The sequence below is a fragment of the Rhizobium sp. RHZ02 genome (genome assembly GCF_014851575.1).
Lineage (GTDB): Bacteria > Pseudomonadota > Alphaproteobacteria > Rhizobiales > Rhizobiaceae > Rhizobium > Rhizobium altiplani.
The window spans coordinates 65,884-87,573 of the sequence record NZ_JACUZX010000004.1 but is presented as its reverse complement, the minus strand read 5'-3'; the positions used below and the strand labels follow the sequence as shown (position 1 = coordinate 87,573).

21 protein-coding genes and 1 tRNA gene are annotated in these 21,690 nt (G+C 60.3%); 12 read left to right on the top strand and 10 right to left on the bottom strand.

Annotated features, from left to right (window positions below):
• Positions 1-15: 15 nt before the first annotated feature.
• Positions 16-903 carry an acetylglutamate kinase gene (gene argB, locus IB244_RS08125; RefSeq protein ID WP_018857708.1) on the bottom strand — a complete coding sequence of 296 codons (888 nt, stop codon included), beginning with the start codon at positions 901-903 and terminating at the stop codon, positions 16-18.
• 134 nt (positions 904-1,037) lie between these two features.
• Between argB and IB244_RS08120 the strand changes: the two genes are divergently transcribed.
• The 3 genes from IB244_RS08120 to IB244_RS08110 all read left to right on the top strand — a co-directional run bounded on the left by IB244_RS08120 (position 1,038) and on the right by IB244_RS08110 (position 2,977).
• Positions 1,038-1,577, top strand: a complete 540-nt coding sequence (locus tag IB244_RS08120; RefSeq protein ID WP_112823941.1) for a sigma-70 family RNA polymerase sigma factor — start codon at positions 1,038-1,040, stop codon at positions 1,575-1,577.
• The gene (locus IB244_RS08115; RefSeq protein WP_192303869.1) at positions 1,574-2,293 is read left to right on the top strand and encodes an anti-sigma factor domain-containing protein; all 720 of its coding nucleotides are present in this window, start codon (positions 1,574-1,576) and stop codon (positions 2,291-2,293) included. The genes IB244_RS08120 and IB244_RS08115 overlap by 4 nt, the downstream gene beginning before the upstream one ends.
• Before the next feature lie 126 nt (positions 2,294-2,419).
• Positions 2,420-2,977, top strand: coding sequence for a fasciclin domain-containing protein (locus IB244_RS08110; RefSeq protein ID WP_192240334.1), 558 nt, complete (start codon positions 2,420-2,422; stop codon positions 2,975-2,977).
• Positions 2,978-3,029: 52 nt separating this feature from the next.
• Here IB244_RS08110 and yihA read toward each other — a convergent pair whose 3' ends face one another.
• The 4 genes from yihA to rpmH form a co-directional block, all read right to left on the bottom strand.
• Positions 3,030-3,689, bottom strand: a complete 660-nt coding sequence (yihA, locus tag IB244_RS08105; protein ID WP_018857704.1) for a ribosome biogenesis GTP-binding protein YihA/YsxC — start codon at positions 3,687-3,689, stop codon at positions 3,030-3,032.
• A 126-nt stretch (positions 3,690-3,815) separates the two neighbouring features.
• A complete protein-coding gene (yidC, locus tag IB244_RS08100; protein WP_112665965.1) occupies positions 3,816-5,612 on the bottom strand; it encodes a membrane protein insertase YidC in 1,797 nt (598 codons plus the stop codon).
• Entirely contained in the window at positions 5,612-6,013 is a 402-nt protein-coding gene (rnpA, locus tag IB244_RS08095) for a ribonuclease P protein component (protein WP_007802014.1), read from the bottom strand. The genes yidC and rnpA overlap by 1 nt, the downstream gene beginning before the upstream one ends.
• 21 nt (positions 6,014-6,034) lie before the next feature.
• Positions 6,035-6,169, bottom strand: coding sequence for a 50S ribosomal protein L34 (gene rpmH / locus IB244_RS08090; RefSeq protein WP_016552555.1), 135 nt, complete (start codon positions 6,167-6,169; stop codon positions 6,035-6,037).
• 447 nt (positions 6,170-6,616) lie between these two features.
• Here rpmH and IB244_RS08085 point away from each other — a divergent pair, with 447 nt between their 5' ends.
• The 3 genes from IB244_RS08085 (at position 6,617) to IB244_RS08075 (ending at position 10,496) form a co-directional block, all read left to right on the top strand.
• Positions 6,617-8,617: a methyl-accepting chemotaxis protein gene (locus IB244_RS08085; protein ID WP_192303867.1), complete on the top strand. Its 2,001-nt coding sequence runs from the start codon at positions 6,617-6,619 to the stop codon at positions 8,615-8,617.
• 156 nt (positions 8,618-8,773) lie between these two features.
• A complete protein-coding gene (locus IB244_RS08080) occupies positions 8,774-10,297 on the top strand; it encodes an ATP-binding protein (RefSeq protein WP_025658753.1) in 1,524 nt (507 codons plus the stop codon).
• Between the two features lie 122 nt (positions 10,298-10,419).
• Positions 10,420-10,496 (top strand) — tRNA-Arg (locus tag IB244_RS08075).
• A 173-nt stretch (positions 10,497-10,669) separates the two neighbouring features.
• Here IB244_RS08075 and IB244_RS08070 read toward each other — a convergent pair.
• The 3 genes from IB244_RS08070 to IB244_RS08060 all read right to left on the bottom strand — a co-directional run bounded on the left by IB244_RS08070 (position 10,670) and on the right by IB244_RS08060 (position 13,602).
• A complete protein-coding gene (locus tag IB244_RS08070; protein WP_169679186.1) occupies positions 10,670-11,863 on the bottom strand; it encodes a succinylglutamate desuccinylase/aspartoacylase family protein in 1,194 nt (397 codons plus the stop codon).
• 520 nt (positions 11,864-12,383) lie between these two features.
• Entirely contained in the window at positions 12,384-12,854 is a 471-nt protein-coding gene (locus tag IB244_RS08065; protein WP_026371835.1) for an aminoacyl-tRNA deacylase, read from the bottom strand.
• A gap of 175 nt (positions 12,855-13,029) precedes the next feature.
• Positions 13,030-13,602 (bottom strand): cysteine hydrolase family protein, encoded by a 573-nt coding sequence (locus tag IB244_RS08060; protein WP_192240338.1) that lies wholly within the window; start codon positions 13,600-13,602, stop codon positions 13,030-13,032.
• Between the two features lie 118 nt (positions 13,603-13,720).
• On the opposite strand from IB244_RS08060, the gene IB244_RS08055 reads away from it, so the two are divergent.
• The 4 genes from IB244_RS08055 to IB244_RS08040 all read left to right on the top strand — a co-directional run bounded on the left by IB244_RS08055 (position 13,721) and on the right by IB244_RS08040 (position 17,496).
• Positions 13,721-14,707, top strand: coding sequence for a GlxA family transcriptional regulator (locus tag IB244_RS08055; protein WP_192303865.1), 987 nt, complete (start codon positions 13,721-13,723; stop codon positions 14,705-14,707).
• Positions 14,708-14,808: 101 nt separating this feature from the next.
• Entirely contained in the window at positions 14,809-15,132 is a 324-nt protein-coding gene (locus IB244_RS08050; protein ID WP_192240339.1) for a hypothetical protein, read from the top strand.
• A 197-nt stretch (positions 15,133-15,329) separates the two neighbouring features.
• On the top strand, positions 15,330-15,698 hold the full coding sequence (locus IB244_RS08045) for a hypothetical protein (protein WP_018857695.1): 369 nt from the start codon (positions 15,330-15,332) through the stop codon (positions 15,696-15,698).
• A 760-nt stretch (positions 15,699-16,458) separates the two neighbouring features.
• Positions 16,459-17,496: a 4-hydroxyproline epimerase gene (locus tag IB244_RS08040; RefSeq protein ID WP_169679183.1), complete on the top strand. Its 1,038-nt coding sequence runs from the start codon at positions 16,459-16,461 to the stop codon at positions 17,494-17,496.
• 3 nt (positions 17,497-17,499) lie between these two features.
• Here IB244_RS08040 and IB244_RS08035 read toward each other — a convergent pair whose 3' ends face one another.
• Entirely contained in the window at positions 17,500-17,982 is a 483-nt protein-coding gene (locus IB244_RS08035; protein ID WP_062372941.1) for an RbsD/FucU family protein, read from the bottom strand.
• A complete protein-coding gene (locus IB244_RS08030) occupies positions 17,966-19,213 on the bottom strand; it encodes an ROK family transcriptional regulator (protein WP_018857692.1) in 1,248 nt (415 codons plus the stop codon). The genes IB244_RS08035 and IB244_RS08030 overlap by 17 nt, the downstream gene beginning before the upstream one ends.
• A 233-nt stretch (positions 19,214-19,446) precedes the next feature.
• Between IB244_RS08030 and IB244_RS08025 the strand changes: the two genes are divergently transcribed.
• A complete protein-coding gene (locus tag IB244_RS08025) occupies positions 19,447-20,472 on the top strand; it encodes a sugar ABC transporter substrate-binding protein (protein ID WP_018857691.1) in 1,026 nt (341 codons plus the stop codon).
• A gap of 152 nt (positions 20,473-20,624) precedes the next feature.
• Positions 20,625-21,689, top strand: coding sequence for an ABC transporter permease (locus IB244_RS08020; protein ID WP_018857690.1), 1,065 nt, complete (start codon positions 20,625-20,627; stop codon positions 21,687-21,689).
• Position 21,690 lies beyond the last annotated feature (1 nt).

Below are 21,690 nucleotides of genomic sequence, written 5' to 3'. Positions count from 1 at the left end.
GCGCAGAGCCGCGGCTCAGGGAACGATCAGCGTTCCCGCACCATGCTCGGTGAAGATCTCGAGCAGCACGGAATGCGCGGTCTTGCCGTTCAGGATGACGACACCCTGGACGCCGGCCTTGATCGCATCGATGCAGGTCTCGACCTTCGGGATCATGCCGCCGGAGATCGTGCCGTCGGCGATCAGCGCGTGCGCCTGGGCAACGGACAGTTCCTTGATCAGATTGCCCTGCTTGTCGAGAACACCGGGGACGTCCGTCAGGAAGAGCAGACGGGTTGCACTCAGCGCCCCGGCGATCGCGCCGGCAAAAGTGTCGGCGTTGATGTTGTAGGTTGCGCCGTCGCGGCCGGGCGCGACCGGTGCGATGACCGGGATCATCTCGGAGCGGGCAAGCAGATCAAGCAGCGTGCGGTCGACTTCGACCACCTCGCCGACGAAGCCGAGGTCGAGCACGCGCTCGATGTTCGAGTCCGGATCCTTGACCTTCTTCTGCGCCTTTTCGGCAAAGACCATGTTGCCGTCCTTGCCGCAAAGGCCGATCGCCCATTCGCCCGTCTGGTTGATGAGCGCGACGATCTCCTTGTTGATCGAGCCGGCGAGAACCATTTCGACGATCTCGACCGTCTTGGCGTCGGTGACGCGCAGGCCGCCCTCGAACTTCGATTCGATGCCCATCTTCGTCAGCATCGCGCCGATCTGCGGGCCGCCGCCGTGGACGACAATCGGATTGACGCCCGACTGCTTCAGCAGCGCGATGTCGCTCGCGAAGGCCTTGCCGAGCTCGGGATTGCCCATGGCATGGCCGCCGTACTTCACGACGATCGTCTTGTTTTCGTAACGCTGCATGAAGGGCAGGGCCTGCGCTAGGAGGCGTGCCTGGGTTTCGCTTTCGGACTGGTTCATGGGATACCCCGTGGAATTGATCGCGGCCTTTTATCTCAAGTTTTTGACAGATGGAATAATCCAGAGGCCAATAGTTTGCCGTATGTGCTGGCAACCGCGCTCGAGAAGATCGGCGCTTTGGCTAGAGGCATGGGATGACCAGCGACGAAATCGCACATTTGATAAGCCTCGTTGCGATCGGGGACCGCAAGGCATTCGCTGTGCTCTATCGCGAGACGAGCCCGAAACTCCTTTCCATCTGCCTGCGTATCTTGAGAGACAGAACGGACGCCGAGGAGGCGACCCAGGAGGTCTACGTCAAGATCTGGCAACGCGCCGGCGTTTTTGCTGCCGGATCGGGGGCACCGTCTTCCTGGCTCGCTGCAATTGCGCGTAACCAGGCAATCGACATCATGCGCGCGCGCAAGCCAATCGCCGACGAACTGGACAGTGCATACGACCTCGCGGATGACGATCCTTCGCCCGAGATACAGACTGTGATCAAGGATGAGGGAAGGCGGATTGACACCTGCATGGAAGAGTTGGAAGCTGATCGGGCAACGGCGGTGAAGAAAGCTTACGTCGAAGGGCAGAGCTATCAGGAACTGGCCGATCAGTTTGGCGTCCCCTTGAACACGATGCGCACATGGCTGCGTCGCAGCCTCTTGAAACTGAGAGAGTGCATGGAACGATGACATCGCCGGATCAGAGCAAGGGAGGCCGCTCCCGCGACGAGGTACTCGCCGGTGAGTATGTTCTTGGTGTTCTTTCCTTCAAGGATCGGCGGGTTGTGGAAGAGCGGATGCGCCGCGACAGGCAGTTCGCAGCCATCGTCAGCCGCTGGGAGACCAACCTTTCCGCTTTCAACGACGATTACGACGTCGTCAGCCCCGGTCAGGAAACGTTCAAGCAGATCGAAACACGTTTGTTCGGTGAGCCGGAAGCTGTCGCGGTGCCGTCGCGCGGTCTATGGAGCTCTATCGTTTTCTGGCGTTGTCTTGCGCTCGTCTCGCTGCTGATCACGGCGGGTGCACTGACAATCGCGACCGTCGCGGTCACGCCGCCTCAAACACCGGCACCGCTCGTCGCCGAGCTGACCGCTGCCAACAGCCAGGTCAACCTGGTCGCCTCCTATGAGCGGCAGAGCGGAAGGCTGAGGATCGTGCCCGTAGCTATTGGCAAGCCTCAGGAGAAGTCACTGGAGCTTTGGCTCGTTCCGGCAACCGGCACACCAAGGTCGCTTGGCGTGTTTCCTTCGGATCAGACCGGCGAGCTGGTCATACCGGTTGATATGCGCGGCAACATAGGCGAGGGCGCGTCCCTTGCCGTCAGCCTCGAGCCCTTTGGCGGCTCTCCGACAGGCCAGGCCACGGGCCCCATCGTGGCGAGCGGCACGACGCACCGCCGCTAACACTTTTTTCGGCACACCTGCGTTCGCGCTGAAACTCTTCCTGCGAGCCTTCCGTAGCTCCTCATGTCCGCAAGGGAATGCCGGCATTCGGCCGGTCTCATAAGCGGATGCTAGAGGAGAACCGTCATGATGAAGTCCGCCCTGCGCTTGAGTGCGCTTGCCGTTGCCGTTTCCACATTTGCTTTCGTCGCTGAGGCCAAGAATCCGATTGTCGGTGGCGCTGCGATGTATCCGACGAAAGACATCGTGCAGAATGCGATGAACTCGAAGGATCACACGACGCTGGTTGCTGCCGTCAAGGCTGCCGGTCTCGTGTCGACACTGGAAAGCAAGGGACCCTTCACCGTATTCGCTCCCACCAATCAGGCCTTTGCCGAGTTGCCCGCCGGCACGGTCGACACGCTGCTGAAGCCTGAAAACAAGGCAACGCTGACCAAGGTTCTGACTTGCCATGTCGTCGCGGCCGATGCGATGGCCAGGACCGTTGCCAAGATGATCAAGGCCGACGGCGGCGAACACGACATCAAGACCGTCGGCGGCTGCGTGCTGAAGGCCAAGGAAAGCAGGGGCAAGATCACGATCACCGATGAAAACGGCGACGTCGCCCACGTCACGATAGCCGATGTGAAGCAATCCAACGGCGTCATTCACGTCGTTGACAAGGTTCTGCTGCCGAAGATGTAAATTAGTTCAGGCGGTCAATAGAAGGCGCCCCGTTCCACCGGGGCGTCTTCTTTCATTTCCAGTTGGCGATACCGACCGTTTGCGCGATTGCCTCGCGCAGGTCATCGAGACCCTCGCTCTTTTCCGAGGACGTGGCGATGATGGCCGGATAGGCGGCGGGCCGCTTCTTGATCTTTTCCGCGGTCTCCGCGAGCAACTTGGTCACAGCCGGTGGTTTGATCTTGTCGGTCTTGGTCAGAACGATCTGGTATGAGACGGCAGCCTTATCCAGTAGATCCAGCACCTCATCGTCGTTCTTCTTCACTCCGTGGCGGCTGTCGATCAACACGTAGACGCGCTTCAACGTCGCGCGGCCGCGCAGGTAATCGAAGACGAGCTTCGTCCAGGCGTCGACCTGGTCTTTCGGCGCCTGCGCGTAGCCGTAGCCCGGCATGTCGACCAGAGCCATCGGCGGAAGGTCGCCGCTTTCGCCGGAATAGCCTTCCGGCACGAAGTAGTTGAGCTCCTGCGTCCGGCCGGGCGTATTGGAGGTGCGCGCCAGCCCCTTGTGACTGACGAGCGCGTTGATCAAAGAAGACTTGCCAACGTTCGAACGGCCGGCAAAAGCCACTTCCAGCGGTCCTTCCGGCGGCAGGAATTTCAGGGAGGGAACACCGCGGATAAAGGTCCAGGGGCGCCCGAACAGCGGCTTGTCGTTCTTATTGTCGGTCATTCGGCCTTTTCCAGCAAAATCCAGTGTGCCTATGGCATTCAGGTTCCAGGCGATTTTGTCAACCGCACAGTCGTCGGACACCGCGGCGGGGTACAAATGAAAAGCCCCGCCGGAGCGGGGCTTTCGTCATTTCTCTGTCGGAGCCGGCTTTCGTTTGAAGAGCCCCTTCAGATTGTCGAAGAGCTCGATCTTCACGCCATGGCGGCGCATGATCACGCCCTGCTGGATGACCGAAAGCGTGTTGTTCCAGGCCCAGTAGATGACCAGGCCAGCCGGGAAGCTTGCCAGCATGAAGGTGAAGACCAGCGGCATCCAGTTGAAGATCATCGCCTGTGTCGGATCCGGCGGGGTCGGGTTCATGCGCATCTGCAGGAACATCGTCACACCCATGATCAGCGGCCAGACGCCGAGATGCAGGAAGGTCGGAGCGGCAAACGGCAACAGGCCGAAAAGGTTGATGAACGAGGTCGGATCGGGCGCCGAAAGGTCCTGGATCCAGCCGAAGAACGGCGCGTGGCGCATCTCGATGGTGATGTAGATCACCTTGTAGAGCGAGAAGAAGATCGGGATCTGCAGCGCGATCGGCCAGCAACCGGCGATCGGATTGATCTTCTCTTCCTTGTAGAGCGCCATCGTCGCCTGTTGCAGGCCCATGCGGTCGTCGCCGAACTTGGCCTTCAGCTCTTCCATCTTCGGCTGAACACGCTTCATGTTCGCCATCGAAGCGTACTGCTTGCTGGCGAGCGGGAAGAACAGCGCCTTGACGACGATGGTGGTCAGCAGGATCGCGACGCCGAAGTTGCCGAAGTAATGGAAGAAGAAGTCCATCAGCCTGAACATCGGCTTCGTCAGGAAGTAGAACCAGCCCCAGTCGATCAGGCGATCGAAGCGAGGGATCTGATACGTATCCTTGTAGTTGTCGATGACAGGAACGACCTTGGCGCCGGCAAAAATCAGGTTCTTGAGCTCAGTCGACTGTCCGGGCGCGACGGTGACCGCATTCTGCTTGTAGTCCGCCTGGAAACGCGGTTGTCCGTCCGTGAAGTGGCTGAAGCGGGCGTCGAAGGGGGTCTGCTGCGGCGGGATGAGCGTCGCTGCCCAATATTTGTCGGTGATCCCGAGCCAGCCGCCGGTTGCGTTCGCCATATTGACGGCTTCTTTTTCAACGGCGGTATACTTGCTTTCGACAAGTCCATCTTCGCCGATAACACCGATGAAACCTTCATGCAGAACATAGGTGGAGGCGACAGCCGGCTTGTTGTAGCGCGTGATGCGCCCGTAGCCGGAAAGCGCGACCGGAGCCTGACCGGCATTGGTGATCTTGTCCGTGACCGTGAACATGTAGTTCTCGTCAACGGAAATGGTGCGCGCGAAGGTGACGCCCTTGTCATTGGTGTAAGTAAGCGTGACCGGGGTCTTTTCGGTCAGCTTTGCGTCAGCCGGCGCTGTCCACACCGTCGAGGGACCCGGCACGCTGCCGGTCGCGTCGCCACCGATATAGCCGAGTTCGGCAAAGTACCCGTCCTTCGTTTCGGAGGGGCTGAGCAGGGTGATGATCGGGCTGCTGTCGTCGACTGTCTCGTGGTAGCGCTTGAGCCGGAGGTCGTCCAGACGGGCGCCGACAAGGTTGATCGAACCGGAAAGTGCCTGAGTATCGATCGTGATGCGCGGGTTCTTCGCAAGAGCATCTGCAATCGACGCCACCGCCGGAACCTGGTCGGTGGGAGCCGCCCCGTTCGGCTGCGCCGTCGTTGCGCCGCCGGGCGCAGGCGTCTGCACTTGCTCGGTGTGTTGCTGTGCCTTTTGGGCAAGCTCCGCCTTGCGCTGAGCCTCGATGCGCGGATTCATATAGAGGAACTGCCAGCCGAGAACGATCAGCACTGAGAGAGCGATCGCAATGAAATAATTGCGGTTGTTTTGCATCATACGTTCCTGGGGCGGCCGTCTCCGGACCGCTTGTGTTTCGGCTTGGTCTCGACGCGAGTTTTGAGCTCTGCGGCTAATTCTTTGAAGGATGCTTTCAGCACGTCCCTTCGCGCGACAACCACATAGTCGTGTCCGGGCTGCATTGCAAACCCTGCATGAAGTCGCACCGCCTCTTTCAGGCGCCGCCGCATGCGGTTTCGTTCGACCGCGTTGCCGTGTTTCTTGGTGACGGTGAAGCCGACGCGGGCTTCGGTCTCCGGCTCCTTCCGGTCGAGCACCTCAAGCAGGAAGAAACCGCCTTTTCGTTTTTCGCCCTGGCGGACAGCAAGAAACTGCGGGCGGCTTTTCAGCCGCCCGGCAGTCATTTTCTTGTTATTGGTCGTCAATTCGCCCGCCATCTCTTATCGGGCAATTCGGCCTTAGGCCGAAAGACGCTTGCGACCGCGTGCGCGGCGAGCAACGATGACCTTACGGCCGCCCTTGGTGGCCATACGTGCACGGAAACCGTGGCGGCGCTTGCGGACAAGCTTGGATGGTTGGTAGGTACGCTTCATTTATTTAAACACCGCGGAGTGCGGCCCTTCTTGAATTTGCATATTGCAAGGAGCGTTGTTTTTCGAACGGGCGAGGCTAACGAAAGCCTTATATGACCGGACGTGCGGCGGCTTATACGGATGAAGGCCCCCAAAGTCAATTATCGCCGGGAATTTCCGAGTTTGCGCCCGGAGTACAAGATTTAGTGAAGCGCATTAATCATTGTGACAAGCAGTGAGCCATGCGCTGGCGTAATATTTTTCTCAAGTTTCAACTACAGCACGCATCCTGCCCAGCGCCTAAAGCTTCTGCGCGCAAAAAGCGAAGCGGCGGCGATTAAGTACGGGTAATTTTTTGTAGTGCTGCAGCCAAACACCCGAAATCTAACGTTAATTTATTTGGGCCAATTTTAGCTATCGGCCGGAATGCTTTCCCGGCTTGTCATCAGTCTTTGGGGGGCTTTTCCTTTGAAAATTCGAGGTAAGATCAATCTGCTTGTTTCCGCCATGTGTGGCGTTGCATTGCTGATCGGGGCGACGGCGCTTTGGGCCGTGCATCAATACGATACTAATCTGTCGGCTTACGAAGACGCATCTGATCGCGCCTACGCCGGTGAGCGCCTTAACCGTTTTGTGACGGCGACGGTCATGGAAGCACGCGGAATTTACAGTGCGCCCACGACGAAGGAGGCCGCTACCTTCGCCAAGGGACTGCTTGCGAACCTCGACCAGATCGACAATGTGATCGCCTCCTGGACCCCGCTCGTTCCCGAAAGTCAGAAGGGTGCTTTTGCCAAGCTGGTTGAACGTGCCAAGGAATTCCGGACATTCCGCACCGAAACAGCGCGTCTCGGCACGGAAGTGAGCCCGCAGGCTGCCAGCGAGCAAGGCAACAACGATGCCAACCGCGCCAACCGCAAAGCCTTCCAGGCCGAAATCGACGCTGTGGTGGCCACCGACAAGGCGACGCTGGACGCTGTCAATGCTCTCGTCGAAAGCTCGCGCACCTCAATCTTGTGGCTCGTGATCGCGATCAGTGTTGTCGGCGTCACGGCTGGCATCGGCATGGGCTTCTACATCGGCACGATCCAGCTTAGCCGTCCGATCAACAAGGTTACCCAGGCGATCAAGGAAGTGGCTGACGGCAATTTTGATGCCGACGTGCCGTTTGCCGGCCGTCAGGATGAAATCGGTGAGATGGCTGCGGCCGTTGCCGTCTTCAAGGAAAACGGTCTCGCCGTCCGCCGCATGAACGCGCAGGAGGCCGCCATGCGTGCCAAGAGCGACGATCTGCAGTCCAGCATGTCCGTGGTCGTGGCTTCCGCAGCTGCCGGCGACTTCAGCCGCCGCATCGACAAGGACTATGGTGACGAGAACCTCAACCAGTTCGCCACCAACATCAACCAGCTGCTCTCGAGTATCGATGCCGGTGTCGGCGAAACACGCCGCGTAATTGCAAGCCTGGCGGAAGGCGACCTGACGCAGACGATGCGCGGCAGCTTCCACGGCGCCTTCGCCGAACTGCAGCAGAACGTCAACAGCACCTTCGCCACCCTTCAGACGACCATACGCGAAGTCCGCGAAACGGCAGAAGGCTTCCACGGAAACACCAACGAGCTGCGCGCCGCAAGCGACGACCTCTCAAAGCGCACCGAGCAGCAGGCAGCGGCTCTCGAGGAAACCTCGGCAGCCCTCGATGAGATCACGGCAGTGGTCAACAATTCGACAGAGCGCGCGCAGGAGGCCAGCGTCATGGTGTCCGAGGCCAAGGACGATGCCGGCAAATCGGGCGTTGTCGTCCGCAATGCCGTCGACGCCATGGGCCGCATCGAGCAGGCCTCGCGCGAAATCAGCCAGATCATCAACGTCATCGACGAGATCGCCTTCCAGACGAACCTGCTCGCCCTCAATGCCGGTGTCGAAGCCGCGCGTGCCGGCGAGGCGGGCAAGGGCTTTGCCGTCGTCGCCCAGGAGGTCCGCGAACTGGCGCAGCGCTCGGCAACCGCCGCAAAGGACATCAAGGGCCTGATCACCAAGTCGGGGGACGAAGTCCAGGTCGGCGTGAAGCTCGTTCAGGCCACCGGCGAGGCGCTGTCCCAGATCGAAAGCCGCGTCAACGCGATCAACGACCATATTCACTCGATCGCGACTGCCGCGAAGGAGCAGTCGACCGGCCTCAAGGAGGTCAACACGGCCATCAACCAGATGGACCAGGTGACGCAACAGAACGCCGCCATGGTCGAGGAAACCTCCGCGGCAACGCACAAGCTCTCCGGCGAAGCCGACGGCCTCGTCCGCCTCATCTCGCGCTTCAAGGTTTCGAACGTGCCGGCCGCGGCTCCTGTCGCCGTTGCGCGCCAACAGGAGCATCGTCCGGTGGCCTCACCAGCGCGCCGCGCCATGGGGACCGTCGCACGCGCATTCGCCGGCAATGTCGCCGTCGCCGAGCAGAATTGGGAAGAGTTCTGATCAGCCCTCTTCCTCTTTCGACCGATCGGAAACGCCGCCTCGGGGCGGCGTTTCCTTTTGTCGCAAGCGGCGTTGCTCTCAAAGATTTGAAAGCGGACCGTCATCGGCTAATATAGAAGTCGCGAAGGGCGCCTGGCGCCGAGCGGACGAAAGACGATGCAAGCCAACGATCAAGGCGAGAATCTTCCCCAGAGCGGTGCTGCAGGGAACGAGACCAACAGGGCGGAGCACCGCCCGTCCGGAAAGTTCGGCGGGCTTTCCGGCAAGCTGCTGTGGCTGACGGTTGTCTGCATCATGCTGGCCGAGGTTCTGATCTTCTTCCCCTCGGTTGCCAGTATGCGTCTGCGCTGGCTGGATGAGCGGTTGAACGCCGCGGCCGCGGCCGCGATCGTTATCGATGGCCTGCAGCCGGTGGAGTTGCCGCGCGCCTTACAGAAGGAAACTTTGGAGGCGACCGGCACCAAGGCGATCGTCTTGCGGAAAGAGGGCACCTCGCGTCTGCTTGCGACGACGGATATGCCGACCTCCGTTGACGAACAGTATGATCTGACCGACGTGCCGCCGATGATCGCGATCCGCGATGCGCTCGATACGATGATTTTCGGCGGCAATCGCATGATCCGCGTCTATGGCCCGGTGCAGGACACCAATACCGGCGTGGAAGTGCTGATGAAGGACAAGCACCTCCGCAATGCGATGCTGGTCTATTCCCGCAACGTCTTTCTGTTGTCCATTCTGATTTCGATGTTCACCGCGACACTGGTTTTCTTCGCGATCAACCGGATCCTGATCCGGCCGATTCGCAAGCTGACGGGCAGCATGCAGCAATTCTCCTCCGATCCGGAAAATCCGCAGAACGTCTTTGTCGGCGATGGCGGGCGCGATGAGCTTGCGGTTGCCGGCCGACACCTGACCTCGATGCAGATGGAGCTGCAGAAGACGCTGAAGCAGCAGAAGAACCTTGCTGCCCTGGGGCTTGCCGTCTCCAAGATCAATCACGACATGCGCAACATCCTGGCCTCGGCGCAGCTGATGTCGGACCGCCTCGTGGACGTCGACGATCCTATGGTGAAGGCCTTCGCGCCAAAGCTGCTGCGCACGATCGACCGCGCTGTCGGCTATACGACCGAGGTCCTGTCCTATGGCCAGGCAAGCGAGGCCGCTCCGCGCAGGCGCCGCGTCCGGCTTTTCGACCTGACACAGGACGTCAAGGACATGCTCGCTGTCGATGCCCAGAGCGACATTGAATTCGTCGAACAGATGGCGCCCGACCTTGAGGTCGATGCAGACAGCGAGCAACTGTTCCGGGTTATCCACAATCTCTGCCGCAACGCCGTGCAGGCGTTGAGCGTGCCTGGCGCGGGGCGGGGACCGGATGGCATCAAGCGAATCACGGTTTCGGCCCAACGTGTCGGCAGCGTCGTCAGCATCATAGTCGACGACACTGGCCCCGGCATGCCGCAGAAAGCCAGACAGAATCTCTTCGCAGCCTTCCGCGGCTCAGCCCGCTCCGGCGGCACGGGCCTCGGCCTGGTAATCGCCCGCGAACTGGTGCTGGCCCACGGCGGCACGATCGCTCTTGTGGAAAAACCCTCGGTCGGAACGCAGTTCCGCATCGAAATTCCGGACCGCCCGGTATCCCTGGACGATTATCGCGGCCGAGCACTCCAAGAAAAGTGATGCATTTTTCGCATTTCAGCTCTGCACCACCAAAGTCGCGATTTTTTCAGAATGCCTATTGCAATCCCTCAAAGGACCCTTTAGAGAACCGCCCACGCAAGCGGTTTGACCGCTTCCGGCACGCACCCGTAGCTCAGCTGGATAGAGCACCAGACTACGAATCTGGGGGTCAGGAGTTCGAATCTCTTCGGGTGCGCCATTCCCATCATTAAGACGAAAATGCCGTGAAGCTGCGGCTTTGTTTCGACGAGAGCCTCTGCGTCTCGTCGTGTGGCAGCTAGCAAGGTGGACACGCCAAACCCTTGGCGTGCGCGCAAGAGCGTCGCAAATGCTTGTCCTGGGAAGACGAGCAAGGATCGCCTACACGGTGAACTATTCGGGATAGACCTCGGAGCCTTCAGGCGTTGGCTTGTTGAAAAGGATGAATACCAAGGGGTTGCCGGGCTCGGACATTGCATCGCTGCGTTGACCCGTTATCTCGCCAGCCACACCGCTTGTATACTCCGCAACTACCTCGCCGAAGCTGTTGCGCTGTATGGCCACCTTTTGCCCGGCTTCGACCTTGTCGTTCAGCTTGACCAGATGCTCGACGATCCCGCCCGCGGTGGCAAGAATCGGGAAGGCGCTGTTTCCGACAAAGACACTCACGTCCTTGCCTGTGCGTCCCATCGACCCGGCGACGATGCCGTAATGCTTGAGGACATTCATCGTGCCTTCCACGAACAGAGAGATCATGTCGAGGTCCAGCACCCGCGCAGCGCCGATCTCCGGCGTAAAGGCCGGAATTCCCACGTCGATGAACGCGTTATGCAGGACACCGGGATAGACATGGTTGTCGAAGATCTGGCCGACCGGATAAAGCTCCAGCATTGCCTTGACCTCGGGCAGATCCATGCCGCCAATATTAAACGCTGTCACTTCGAATCCGGTTGTTCCGGTGTGGAAGTCAATCGCGAAGTCGGCGTTCGGCCGCAGCAGCCGGTTGAACAGGAGCCCGGCGTGCCGGCTGGGCGCGGTGGCGCCGTTCTCATTCCCGGGCCACTCCCTGTTCATGTCGATCAGATCAATGCCTCTGCCCTGATTGGGCCATCTGCGCTGCATGCTTTCGACGGCTGGGCGGGACACGTCCGTGACCGCCATCACCGTGCCCGACATTTCCGCCGGATCGAGCTGGTTCATCACCGTCTGGACTGTATGGATAGAACTCATTTCGTCGCCATGCACACCACTGACAAGGATGGCGCGCTTACCTGGCTTTGTTCCCTTGGCGACCACCACAGAGACATGCCAGTGCTGTCCGGTGGGCATTTCAACGCCCTGAAAATAGAGGGCATGCTTCTTGCCGGGCTCCAGGTCGTTGACGTCAAGCGCGCTGACGACTTTCTTCCCGTCGATGACGTCGCCGGTGTAGGCTGTTCCTGATGACGGATTGGTAGAGGGTGCCGCTGCTTGCTGGGCATTTGCAGCGCCAGCGTTGACGGCAAGGGCGGCGGATGCGCCGACCGTCGCGATGGATGCTACCAGGAAATGGCGGCGATCGAGGCCTTCTTTAGATTCGTCCGGCATGATGGAAGCCCTTTGTGGTTTGAAAAGTTACATTAGAACAACGGCATACACATCGACTGCAAAGGTCGCGCACGATTTCAAACTAGGGTGCGCTGCTGAACTCGCAAGGTTTGCGGGGCTCGCGATCTTGCGGCTTCACTCGGCAAGATCCGAAAGTAAGATGAAGCGGGCATGCCTGGACATCGACAGCGATAACAATCACGTGCCAGTTCTCAGTTTCATCTCGCCCGATGCTGCGTTCATGTCCCTCGAGTGCTACAGGCAACGTACTCACAAGATGTCGGATCCGATCCCGGCCAGTAGTCCTGGTGTGGCTCGCAATTTTGTCATGGGGAGGGTGTCGAGACGCTGCAGATCAAAGGGAATCGGATCGAAGGGCGCCACATTCCAAAATCGGTCACGCCCACAGTGCTCGCTGATCGGGCAAGCCTGCCTACGGCGAAATGTTGCCTTCTTGGCATGCGCCAAGCGCATTGCCTTGCCAGAGCAATCGAATCGCGAACGGTTCTTTAACCCGACCTTACGGCCGGTGACTGAAGCGGGCGATTTGCGCGTCCCTCATCAGGTTCCGGAAGCTGGGGCCGCTCATATGTACCAGCGTCGTGTGGTCGCCGCCCTCGAAATAGACGTCACTGGCATCGCCGAGGCTTTCGTCGAGGATCACAGGTACGTTGTAGGCCGATCCGATCGGTGGGACAGCGCCAATGTCGCAGTCGGCGAAGAGCGAGCAAACCTCATCTTCCGAGGCGAGGCCGAGGCGCCTGTCCATGACATCTTGCAACGTGCTGAGCTCGATCCGGTGCGTGCTGGGAACGACGGCCAGGACGTAGCCCATCTCGTGATGCACGACGACGGATTTCGCCAGCCGGCTGCCCGGAACATGCGCGGCTTGCGCCGATTGGCTGGTTGTCGCTGTGCGATGATGCGGGACGGTATCATAGGCGATACCCTCACCGTCGATATAATCCTGAAGTTTCCTTGCGATCGTCATCGTGGGCACCCCTTATATTGCGTGGGGAGGCATAACAGGCATTCTCCTCTCATCATCTGTGAAGTCAACGGCGAACGGGACCAGTCGGTCCGTTGGTCGCCGCCACGGGACGATGGCGGTCATCTGGGCTCTTCAGTGGTCAGCCCGCGTCGCAGGCGCGCCCGATGCCGCCTGCCTAAGCAGAGGCTCTCAATTCGCCGCGCATGGCGAGTGCCTCGTTGGTCGAGAGCACGGAGGCGTAGGCGAAGGCGAGTGCCGCCATGAAGGCCGCATGCGCTTGCGCGGCAGGGACGAGCGTGCCGTTGAATTCGAGGTCGCGCGTTGCGCAAGCGTCATGGATGACCGTCACCTGATAGCCGAAATCGTTGGCGGCCCGCGTCACGGCGTCGATGCACATGTGGCTCATGCTGCCGACGACCGTGACGTCCTCGATACCATGGCGGTCGAGTGTCGCTTTCAGATCCGTTTCACGGAACGAGTTGATATGGTTCTTGACGATGACGGACTCGCCGGGTCGGTTCAGCACCTTCGGATGAATCTGGGCGCCCTCTGAGCCGGCCATGAAAAAGGCGGCATTCTCGCTCGCCGACTCATGTCTGACGTGAACGACAAGATCGCCTGCATCTCGAGCAGCCGCGATGATCCGCGCCGCATTGTCGGCAGCCGCCTCGGCACCGCTCAACGGCCATTTGCCGTCCGGAAAATAGTCGTTCTGAATGTCGACGACGATGAGGGCTCGCTTGCTCATGTGCTTGTGTCCTTTCGGTTCTTCCGGGGGCGATCCCCGGCCGTTGATGGACAAACTATGTCTGAATCGGCATGGTGTGGATTGGCGAAATTGACATTATCGAGGCGAAAACTGACAAATGAGCCAAACCGACGCGCCGGCCGAGATCGGCATCCTGCTTTATCCGAACGCCCAACTCGCAGCCGTCCACGGTCTGACCGATCTCTTCCACCTGGCCAATCGGTTCGCAACTGCCCGGCAGCCGTCAGGAGGCCCCGCCCTGCGCGTCAGCCATTGGCAAGGGGCAGAAACCTCGGCAGCGGTCGAGCGCGTCTTCGATACGGCACCCGGCACTCCCGGATCGCCGGCCGTGCTCGTCCTGCCGCCGAGCTTCGGCGACCCGATGACGTCAGAGCAAGCCGCTCCGCTGGCGCAATGGCTTCGTGCGCGGCATGCCGAGGGAACGACGCTGAGTTCCGTCTGCGTCGGCGCCTTCCTTCTTGCTGAAACGGGCCTTCTGGCGAACCGTTTGGCGACGACCCACTGGGTCTGCGCGGACGCGCTGGCTCAGCGCTTTCCCGAGGTGAGGGTCGACGCCGACAAGCTTATCATCGACGATGGCGACGTGATTACCGCGGGCGGCCTGATGGCCTGGACCGATCTCGGCCTCAAACTCGTCGACAGATTGTTGGGATCGACGATCATGCTCGAGACCGCGCGCTATCTTCTCGTCGATCCGCCGGGCAGGGAGCAGCGCTACTACAGCAATTTCTCGCCGCGTCTCAATCATGGCGACGAGCAGATCCTCAAGGTGCAGCACTGGCTGCACGCGAGTGGTGCGCGCCAAGTGACGCTTGCGGCGATGTCGGAGCGTGCCCGCCTGGAGGAGCGTACGTTCCTGCGTCGTTTCCGCAGGGCGACCGGCCTTCGCCCGACTGAGTATTGCCAGCATCTGCGGATCGGCAAGGCGCGCGAAATGCTGGAGTTTTCCAACCGCACGGTCGAGCAGATTGCGGGTGCGGCCGGCTACGAGGATCCGGGCGCGTTCCGAAAGGTGTTCCACAAGATCACGGGGCTATCGCCCGGAGACTACCGCAACCGCTTCGGATTGACCGGGCGGGCATGAAGGCTGCTGCAGAGCTGACGCGCTAGCTTGGCGCAATATTGCGACGCCATGGTGAACTTGGCGCTGCGTGCAGCGGTTCGTGGCGCATGGCCGGAGGGAATATGTTGAGGGGTATGGGGCGAGCGTTTGCGTTGTGCGTGGTCGTTGCGGCGCTTGCCGGTTGCGTCGACGCCAATGCGCCGACCCTCGTGCCCGTGGCCACGCCTTTCGATCCACCGCTCAATCCGCCGGGCATCGCGCATCACATCTGCGCCGCCGATGGCAATTTCATGTATCGCGAGGCGAAGAAGCAATACGAACTGCGCGTCGGAATGGCCGGCGCTCCGATCGATCCGGCCCAACAGGAAGCGAATGCGACCGCTGCCGCGCACCGGCAGTATGTCGCGTGCCTGTCGAGCCAGGGATACCGAATCGCAAATAGATGAGTTTGCGGGCCTGCTGAGGTCCGAGGCCGGATCGCTTGATCCGCCATGCCACGATCGAGTGCGCGCTGTAAAAAATCAGGACTCACACATCACGCGCAGTCGCTGCCGATCACGAATGCAGGAACCCGCGTGTGATGGCGGAACTTTGCTACGGTAGAACGCATTTTTCTAAGGTAAATCCAGAAGGAGGATTTATCATGAAAATGTTCAGCTTCGCTTCCACTCTCTCGGCCGGAACTCTCCTCGCACTGGCATCAATCACTCCCGTCGAGGCGGCACCTGTGCAGCAGGTTCCTCTCCCAAGTGCCTCGAACGTTGAGATGGTGCAGTACAATCAGCGGGCAGGTCACTTGAACGGCTATCGTGGCTCGCGCACCGAGCGCCCCGGCACCCGCCGCGGTCCGGATGGCTACTGGTATCCGCTGGCAGCCTTCGGTGTCGAGGGCGGTACGACCGGCTCGATCGGCACTCAACCGGCACGGCCGATGCAGCGGCAAACTTACTGTCAGAACACATTTGGCGGCACCAATGGCGATGGCAGCATGCCATGCGATAACGGCTATTGATGGGGTTGGGCCGAGGGAAAGGCGAGGCGAATTCTCGCCTTTCCGTCATCTTCTTCCTTCAACCTTTGGTGATGTTTTTCTGTGCTGGCGGGGTCTCCGGGCCAACCAGGAGATCTGCGGTGCCCCGAGATCGTTTCGGGACGGCGTTACCCGATTGCCGTCTCTCGCCGCCGCAGGCACAATCTCACGGCCGACGTTGTTTAAGAAAAATTGATCAGTCGATCAAATATGCCGCAAAAAGAGGCTGCAAGATTCGCGGAGCTATGCGGACACCGCAATGCTGCATTGCGGTAATCTCCCTATTCCTGATCGAAACAATGGGCTATCTATTACCTCGAAGGCAGCGCACTCCTCCTCCCAGCGCTCCTTCATCGGACTGACAACACTCCTCCTCCCAGTTGTCAGTCAGGATCAAGAGCCCGGTGCACCTCCTCCCGCACCGGGCTCTTTTCTTTTTCGGTCCTTCCTGCAAATCATCAGCGCTGTGCCGGCCCAGTTTTTCGGAGCTGCGGTACGCTGGCTTAATGCCGTCAGCCGCAGTGTCGCCTGGAAGTTTTTCACCGGCGAAGATTCCCCGTAGGCAATCGACTGCGATCTGATATATCAGGACTGGCTGCAACGACACTCACGCGCCTGCGGATAGGCGAGATCTGAACCAAGCTCATCGGCGAAATGCTGGATTGCTGCCGGAGGGTGTCGACAATATTGCCGGACAATATTCGCGTGATGGCGAGATCACGCGCTTGAGAGGAGTTGACGAATGAGATGGAAGCGCACGATCCAGCTTCTGGATGTCCACGCGGAAGGTGAAATCGGCAAGGTCGCGATCGGCGGTGTGCCGAAGATCCCCGGCAATACGGTCGCCGAACAGCTGAACTGGCTGAACACCGATCCGAAGGGCCAGGAACTGCGCCGCTTTCTCTGCCTCGAGCCGCGCGGCGCGCCGATCGGCTCCGTCAATCTGCTGTTGCCGCCGAAGCATCCGGCTGCCGATGCGGCCTTCATCATCCTGCAGCCTGACCAGGCGCATGCAAGCTCGGGCTCGAACTCGATCTGCGTCACCACTGCATTGCTGGAATCCGGAATCGTCGAGATGAAGGAGCCGGAAACCATCGTCACGCTGGAGACGGCCGCGGGCCTCGTCAAGGCGACGGCGACCTGCCGCGACGGGCGCTGCGAGAAGGTCAAGCTCACCATGGTTCCGTCCTTCGTGCATGAGCTCGACGTGGACGTCGACACCCCGCACTGGGGCAAGATCAAGGTCGATATCTGCTACGGCGGCATCTTCTACGCGCTGGTCGATGTCGGACAGATCAACCTGACGATCGAGAAGGGCAATGCCGCGGCGCTCGTGCAGGCCGGCATGGTGCTGAAGGAGCTGATCAACCGCAGCATCGAGGTTGTCCATCCGGAAATTCCAGCGATCTCGGGCGTTGCCTACGTCATGTTCCGCGACCTCGAGCCGGACGGCACCGTTCGTACCTGCACGACCATGTGGCCGGGGCGCGCCGACCGCTCGCCCTGCGGCACGGGCAATTCCGCCAACCTCGCAGCACGCCATGCGCGTGGCGAGGCAAAGGTCGGCGACATCTTCAAGTCGCGCTCGATCATTGGTTCGGAGTTCGAGGTCGGTCTGCTGGCGGAAACCGAAGTCGCCGGCCGTGCCGCGATCATTCCGACGATCGCCGGGCGTGGCTTTACCTTTGGTCTTTCGCAGGTCGCGCTCGATCCCTTCGATCCGCATCCGGGTGGCTTTGCCCTAACTGATGTCTGGGGGCCATTGGCAGGGGAAATCTGACGCTCAATAGGTAAAGGGGTCGACCTCTGCCTTTTCAACAGCGTGGTCGCCCGCCTGCTCTGGGTAGATGACGCCCTTCCGCAGGATGACGTTGGCGTAAAGTCGCGGTTCGCTTGTTTGGATGACGGCGTGAGCGGCCCGAACGCGATTGTAGAAGTCAGCCCCGACAAGCGGCACGACCTGCCGGTGTGGCTCGTGGCGGGCGCAGCAATCGATTATCTCTTCATGAACAGGGTCGAGCTTGTCGCGCTCGGCCTTCACGGTCGACCGGAAAATCGCATCCGGAACGAAGTCGTCGATCGGCAGGACGCTGAGAACGGCATCGAGCACGGGTACGATACCGTGGCCATCGAGGCGGATCAGCCGCCTTGCATGTTCGACACCGGGATAGTTGCCGTCAACGATGGCGATTTCGTCGCCATGCCCCATGGCGCGTAAGGTCGAAAGCAAGTCCGGGCTCAGAAGCGGGTTAAGTCCCTTCAGCATATTCGACCTCTTTGAATAGAACGTTCTGGTCCGTAAGGTAGCGCGCGAAGATCGGCAGGCTGGCGCCGCCGATGGCGCGCGCATGAGCGCCGACCGCGCCTTCGATAATGTCCGGCATGACAACGCCCTGCAGATCGAGCATCGCTGCTTCATGGATCGTCGCTTGCACAATCCGTTCCCGTACCCATCCGGGAAAGCCACCGTCGATGACGGCCGCACTGAAGTCGATGATCGAGGCCGCGGCGACGATTGCCTGTGCGAGCGCTTTGGCGGTGTCCTGGATCCACGTCTCAAGAGGCTCACCGAAGTCGATCCAGTCGTCGGCCGAATACCAGAGCGGCTGCGGGTCAATGCCGCGCTCGCGCAGCATGTTCTCCAGCACGAAGATCGAGGCAACTTCGAGCAACTGCAGTGTTTCGCCGTTCTTGCCGCGAACGGGAAGGGGGCCGATGGCTCCGGCTGTGCCCGTGCGACCGGAAAAGATTGCCGAATTGAGAACGATACCACCGCCGATGAAGGAGCCGATGAAGAAATAAACGAAATCGGGATAGGACGGCCCGATACCGAACACGAGTTCGGCGCCGCAGGCACTTGTCGCATCGTTCTGCAGGTAAACGGGGTAGGGCACGCGGGCGGCGATTTCTGCGTGGAGATCGAAGTCGCGCCACACGTCCATCGCGCCTTTGGGCGATCCCACTTCCTCTTCCCAGTTCCAAAGCTCGAAGGGTGCTGCGATGCCGATGCCGGCAATGCGGCTGCGCTGCTGCTCGTCGAGCCGGCTTTCAAGCTCGCGGATGCCTGACGTAATGAAGTCCAGGAAAACCTCGGGCAGCGGATAGGCATAGGTTTGGTGAAGTTGCAGGCGGATATTGCCCACGAAATCCATCAGCACCAGGTCGGCACTGCGTCGGCCCATCTTCACGCCGAACGAGTAAACGGCGTCGGCATTGAGGCGCATCGGGATCGAGGGTTGACCGACGCGCCCGCGCACCGGCTCGCCGCGAGAGAGCAGCCCTTCCTTCTCCAGTGCCCGCATGATGACCGACACCGTCTGTGCCGAAAGGCCGGTGCGGCGTGCGATATCCGCCTTCGACTGGGAGCCGTAAAGGCGCACCAGCGACAGCACAAGCCGCTCGTTATAGGCGCGGACCCTGATCTGGTTCGCGCCGCCCGCGGGACTCGATATAGGCGGTTGGGCCGGTGTGTGAACCGGACCGTCTAAAGACGACATTGGCCGCTCCTCCCGTCTCGTGGCCTATGCGCTATTTTTGCTCAGCATGCCATAGCGAATTAATAATTCAATTGGATTTATTTATTGACAAGGCGATTTCTTTCGCTCTTAATTACCCTCGTCAAACGGCACAGAACGGCTTGGAGGAGGCCCGTCGGCGAGACTGCAGCGTTCTCGTGCTCGTCAATTCCGGCACCGCCAGGGGGTGGGTCGGCTATTTCTGGGAGGATTAAATGAAGAAATCAGTGCTTTCCGCAGCGCTTGGCGCGCTCGCCCTCGGTGTCGCCTTCTCGGCGCCGGCAATGGCCGCGGATGTTTCCGCCTGCCTCATCACCAAGACCGACACCAACCCCTTCTTCGTCAAGATGAAGGAAGGCGCGACAGCAAAGGCAAAAGAACTCGGCGTGACGTTGAAGTCCTACGCCGGCAAGATCGACGGTGACAGTGAAAGTCAGGTTGCCGCGATCGAAAGCTGCATTGCCGACGGCGCGAAAGGTATCCTGATCACCGCATCCGACACGAAGGGCATTGTCCCGTCCGTCAAGAAGGCACGTGATGCGGGCCTCCTGGTGATCGCCCTCGACACGCCGCTCGATCCCGCCGATTCTGCCGACGCAACGTTCGCGACCGACAACCTGCTCGCCGGCAAGCTGATCGGCCAGTGGGCCAAGGAAACGCTTGGCGACAAGGCAAAGGATGCCAAGGTCGGCTTCCTCGATCTGACGCCGTCGCAGCCAACCGTCGACGTTCTGCGTGACCAGGGCTTCATGATGGGCTTTGGCATCGACACCAAGGATCCGAACAAGATCGGCGACGAGGACGATGCGCGCATCGTTGGCCACGACGTGACGAACGGCAACGAAGAAGGCGGCCGCAAGGCTATGGAAAACCTTCTGCAGAAGGATCCGAGCATCAACGTCATCCACACGATCAATGAGCCGGCTGCTGTCGGCGCCTATCAGGCCCTCAAGGCTGTCGGCATGGAAAAGAACGTGCTGATCGTTTCGGTTGATGGCGGTTGCCCGGGTGTCAAGTCCGTCAAGGACGGTGTCATCGGCGCCACCTCCCAGCAGTATCCGCTGCTGATGGCTTCGCTCGGCATCGAGGCGATCAAGAAGTTTGCGGACAGCGGTGAAAAGCCGAAGCCGACCGAAGGCAAGTCCTTCTTCGACACCGGCGTTTCGCTGGTGACCGACAAGCCGGTCTCAGGCCTCGAGTCGATCGACACGAAGGTCGGCACCGACAAGTGCTGGGGCTAAATCCCGCGATATAACTTACTGCCGGCCGGGGCTTGATCCCCGGTCGGTTTCGACCGACCATGGCTGCTGTCTCGGGAACCGGCAAACAAAGACCGGTGTGATATGGGGCAGGGCTTCCGCGCGCGGTTTGGCGCGAAAGCGGAGGAGGAACAATGACCGGAGCACAGGACTTCGAACGGGTGCTTGACGGCAGCGACAAGAATGTCGCGTCGTTCGAGCATCAAGCCGTACCATTTGTGAAGCGTGCGCAGCATTTCTTGCACTCGACACCGGCCGCTGTGCCGCTGATCGTGCTGGTGCTGTCGATCATCATTTTCGGCATCGCGATTGGCGGGCGGTTCTTTTCGTCCTACACGCTGACGCTCATTCTCCAGCAGATCGCCATCGTCGGTATCCTGGGGGCCGCGCAGACGCTGGTCATCCTGACCGCTGGCATCGATCTTTCGATCGGTGTGATCATGGTCATCTCGGCCGTCATCATGGGCAATTGTGCCATCACCTATGGCATCCCCACACCGATCGCCGTGCTGGCCGGCATGCTGGTAGGCGGCCTCTGCGGTCTCCTGAACGGTTTCCTCGTCGCGTTCATGAAACTGCCGCCGTTCATCGTGACGCTCGGTACGTGGAACATCGTGATGGCCACGAACTTCATCTATTCCGCCAACGAAACGATCCGCGACACCGATGTCGACGCGCAGGCGCCGTTGCTGCATTTCTTTGCTATCAGCTTCAGGCTCGGCAGTGCAGTCCTGACGCTCGGCGTCATTGCCATGGTGCTACTTGTCCTTGCGCTCTGGTACATCCTCAATCACACCGCCTGGGGCCGCCACGTCTATGCCGTCGGCGATGATCCGGAAGCGGCAAAGCTTTCAGGTATTCAGACCAAGAGCGTGCTGCTCACCGTCTACACCGTCTCTGGCATCATCGCCGCCTTCGCAGCCTGGGTCTCCATCGGCCGCAACGGCTCGATTTCTCCCTCGTCTGCGGTAACGGATTATAACCTGCAGGCCATCACGGCGACGGTGATCGGCGGTATCTCGCTCTTCGGCGGCCGCGGCTCAATCCTCGGAACACTCTTCGGCGCGATGATTGTCGGCGTCGTCTCTATGGGCCTCAACATGCTCGGCGCCGATCCGCAATGGAAGGTGTTGCTCACCGGCGTGCTTATCATCGCCGCGGTCGCAATCGACCAGTGGATCAGAAAGGTGTCGGTGTAAT

Coding starts and splice junctions, on each gene's coding strand:
- IB244_RS08045 (WP_018857695.1), top strand. CDS start 15,330: ATGAAAATGTTCAGCTTCGCTTCCACTCTCTCGGCCGGAACTCTCCTC.
- argB (WP_018857708.1), bottom strand. CDS start 903: ATGAACCAGTCCGAAAGCGAAACCCAGGCACGCCTCCTAGCGCAGGCC.
- yidC (WP_112665965.1), bottom strand. CDS start 5,612: ATGCAAAACAACCGCAATTATTTCATTGCGATCGCTCTCTCAGTGCTG.
- IB244_RS08115 (WP_192303869.1), top strand. CDS start 1,574: ATGACATCGCCGGATCAGAGCAAGGGAGGCCGCTCCCGCGACGAGGTA.
- IB244_RS08070 (WP_169679186.1), bottom strand. CDS start 11,863: ATGCCGGACGAATCTAAAGAAGGCCTCGATCGCCGCCATTTCCTGGTA.
- rpmH (WP_016552555.1), bottom strand. CDS start 6,169: ATGAAGCGTACCTACCAACCATCCAAGCTTGTCCGCAAGCGCCGCCAC.
- rnpA (WP_007802014.1), bottom strand. CDS start 6,013: ATGGCGGGCGAATTGACGACCAATAACAAGAAAATGACTGCCGGGCGG.
- IB244_RS08065 (WP_026371835.1), bottom strand. CDS start 12,854: ATGACGATCGCAAGGAAACTTCAGGATTATATCGACGGTGAGGGTATC.
- IB244_RS08055 (WP_192303865.1), top strand. CDS start 13,721: ATGAGCCAAACCGACGCGCCGGCCGAGATCGGCATCCTGCTTTATCCG.
- yihA (WP_018857704.1), bottom strand. CDS start 3,689: ATGACCGACAATAAGAACGACAAGCCGCTGTTCGGGCGCCCCTGGACC.
- IB244_RS08080 (WP_025658753.1), top strand. CDS start 8,774: ATGCAAGCCAACGATCAAGGCGAGAATCTTCCCCAGAGCGGTGCTGCA.
- IB244_RS08025 (WP_018857691.1), top strand. CDS start 19,447: ATGAAGAAATCAGTGCTTTCCGCAGCGCTTGGCGCGCTCGCCCTCGGT.
- IB244_RS08050 (WP_192240339.1), top strand. CDS start 14,809: ATGTTGAGGGGTATGGGGCGAGCGTTTGCGTTGTGCGTGGTCGTTGCG.
- IB244_RS08040 (WP_169679183.1), top strand. CDS start 16,459: ATGAGATGGAAGCGCACGATCCAGCTTCTGGATGTCCACGCGGAAGGT.
- IB244_RS08035 (WP_062372941.1), bottom strand. CDS start 17,982: ATGCTGAAGGGACTTAACCCGCTTCTGAGCCCGGACTTGCTTTCGACC.
- IB244_RS08020 (WP_018857690.1), top strand. CDS start 20,625: ATGACCGGAGCACAGGACTTCGAACGGGTGCTTGACGGCAGCGACAAG.
- IB244_RS08060 (WP_192240338.1), bottom strand. CDS start 13,602: ATGAGCAAGCGAGCCCTCATCGTCGTCGACATTCAGAACGACTATTTT.
- IB244_RS08030 (WP_018857692.1), bottom strand. CDS start 19,213: ATGTCGTCTTTAGACGGTCCGGTTCACACACCGGCCCAACCGCCTATA.
- IB244_RS08110 (WP_192240334.1), top strand. CDS start 2,420: ATGATGAAGTCCGCCCTGCGCTTGAGTGCGCTTGCCGTTGCCGTTTCC.
- IB244_RS08120 (WP_112823941.1), top strand. CDS start 1,038: ATGACCAGCGACGAAATCGCACATTTGATAAGCCTCGTTGCGATCGGG.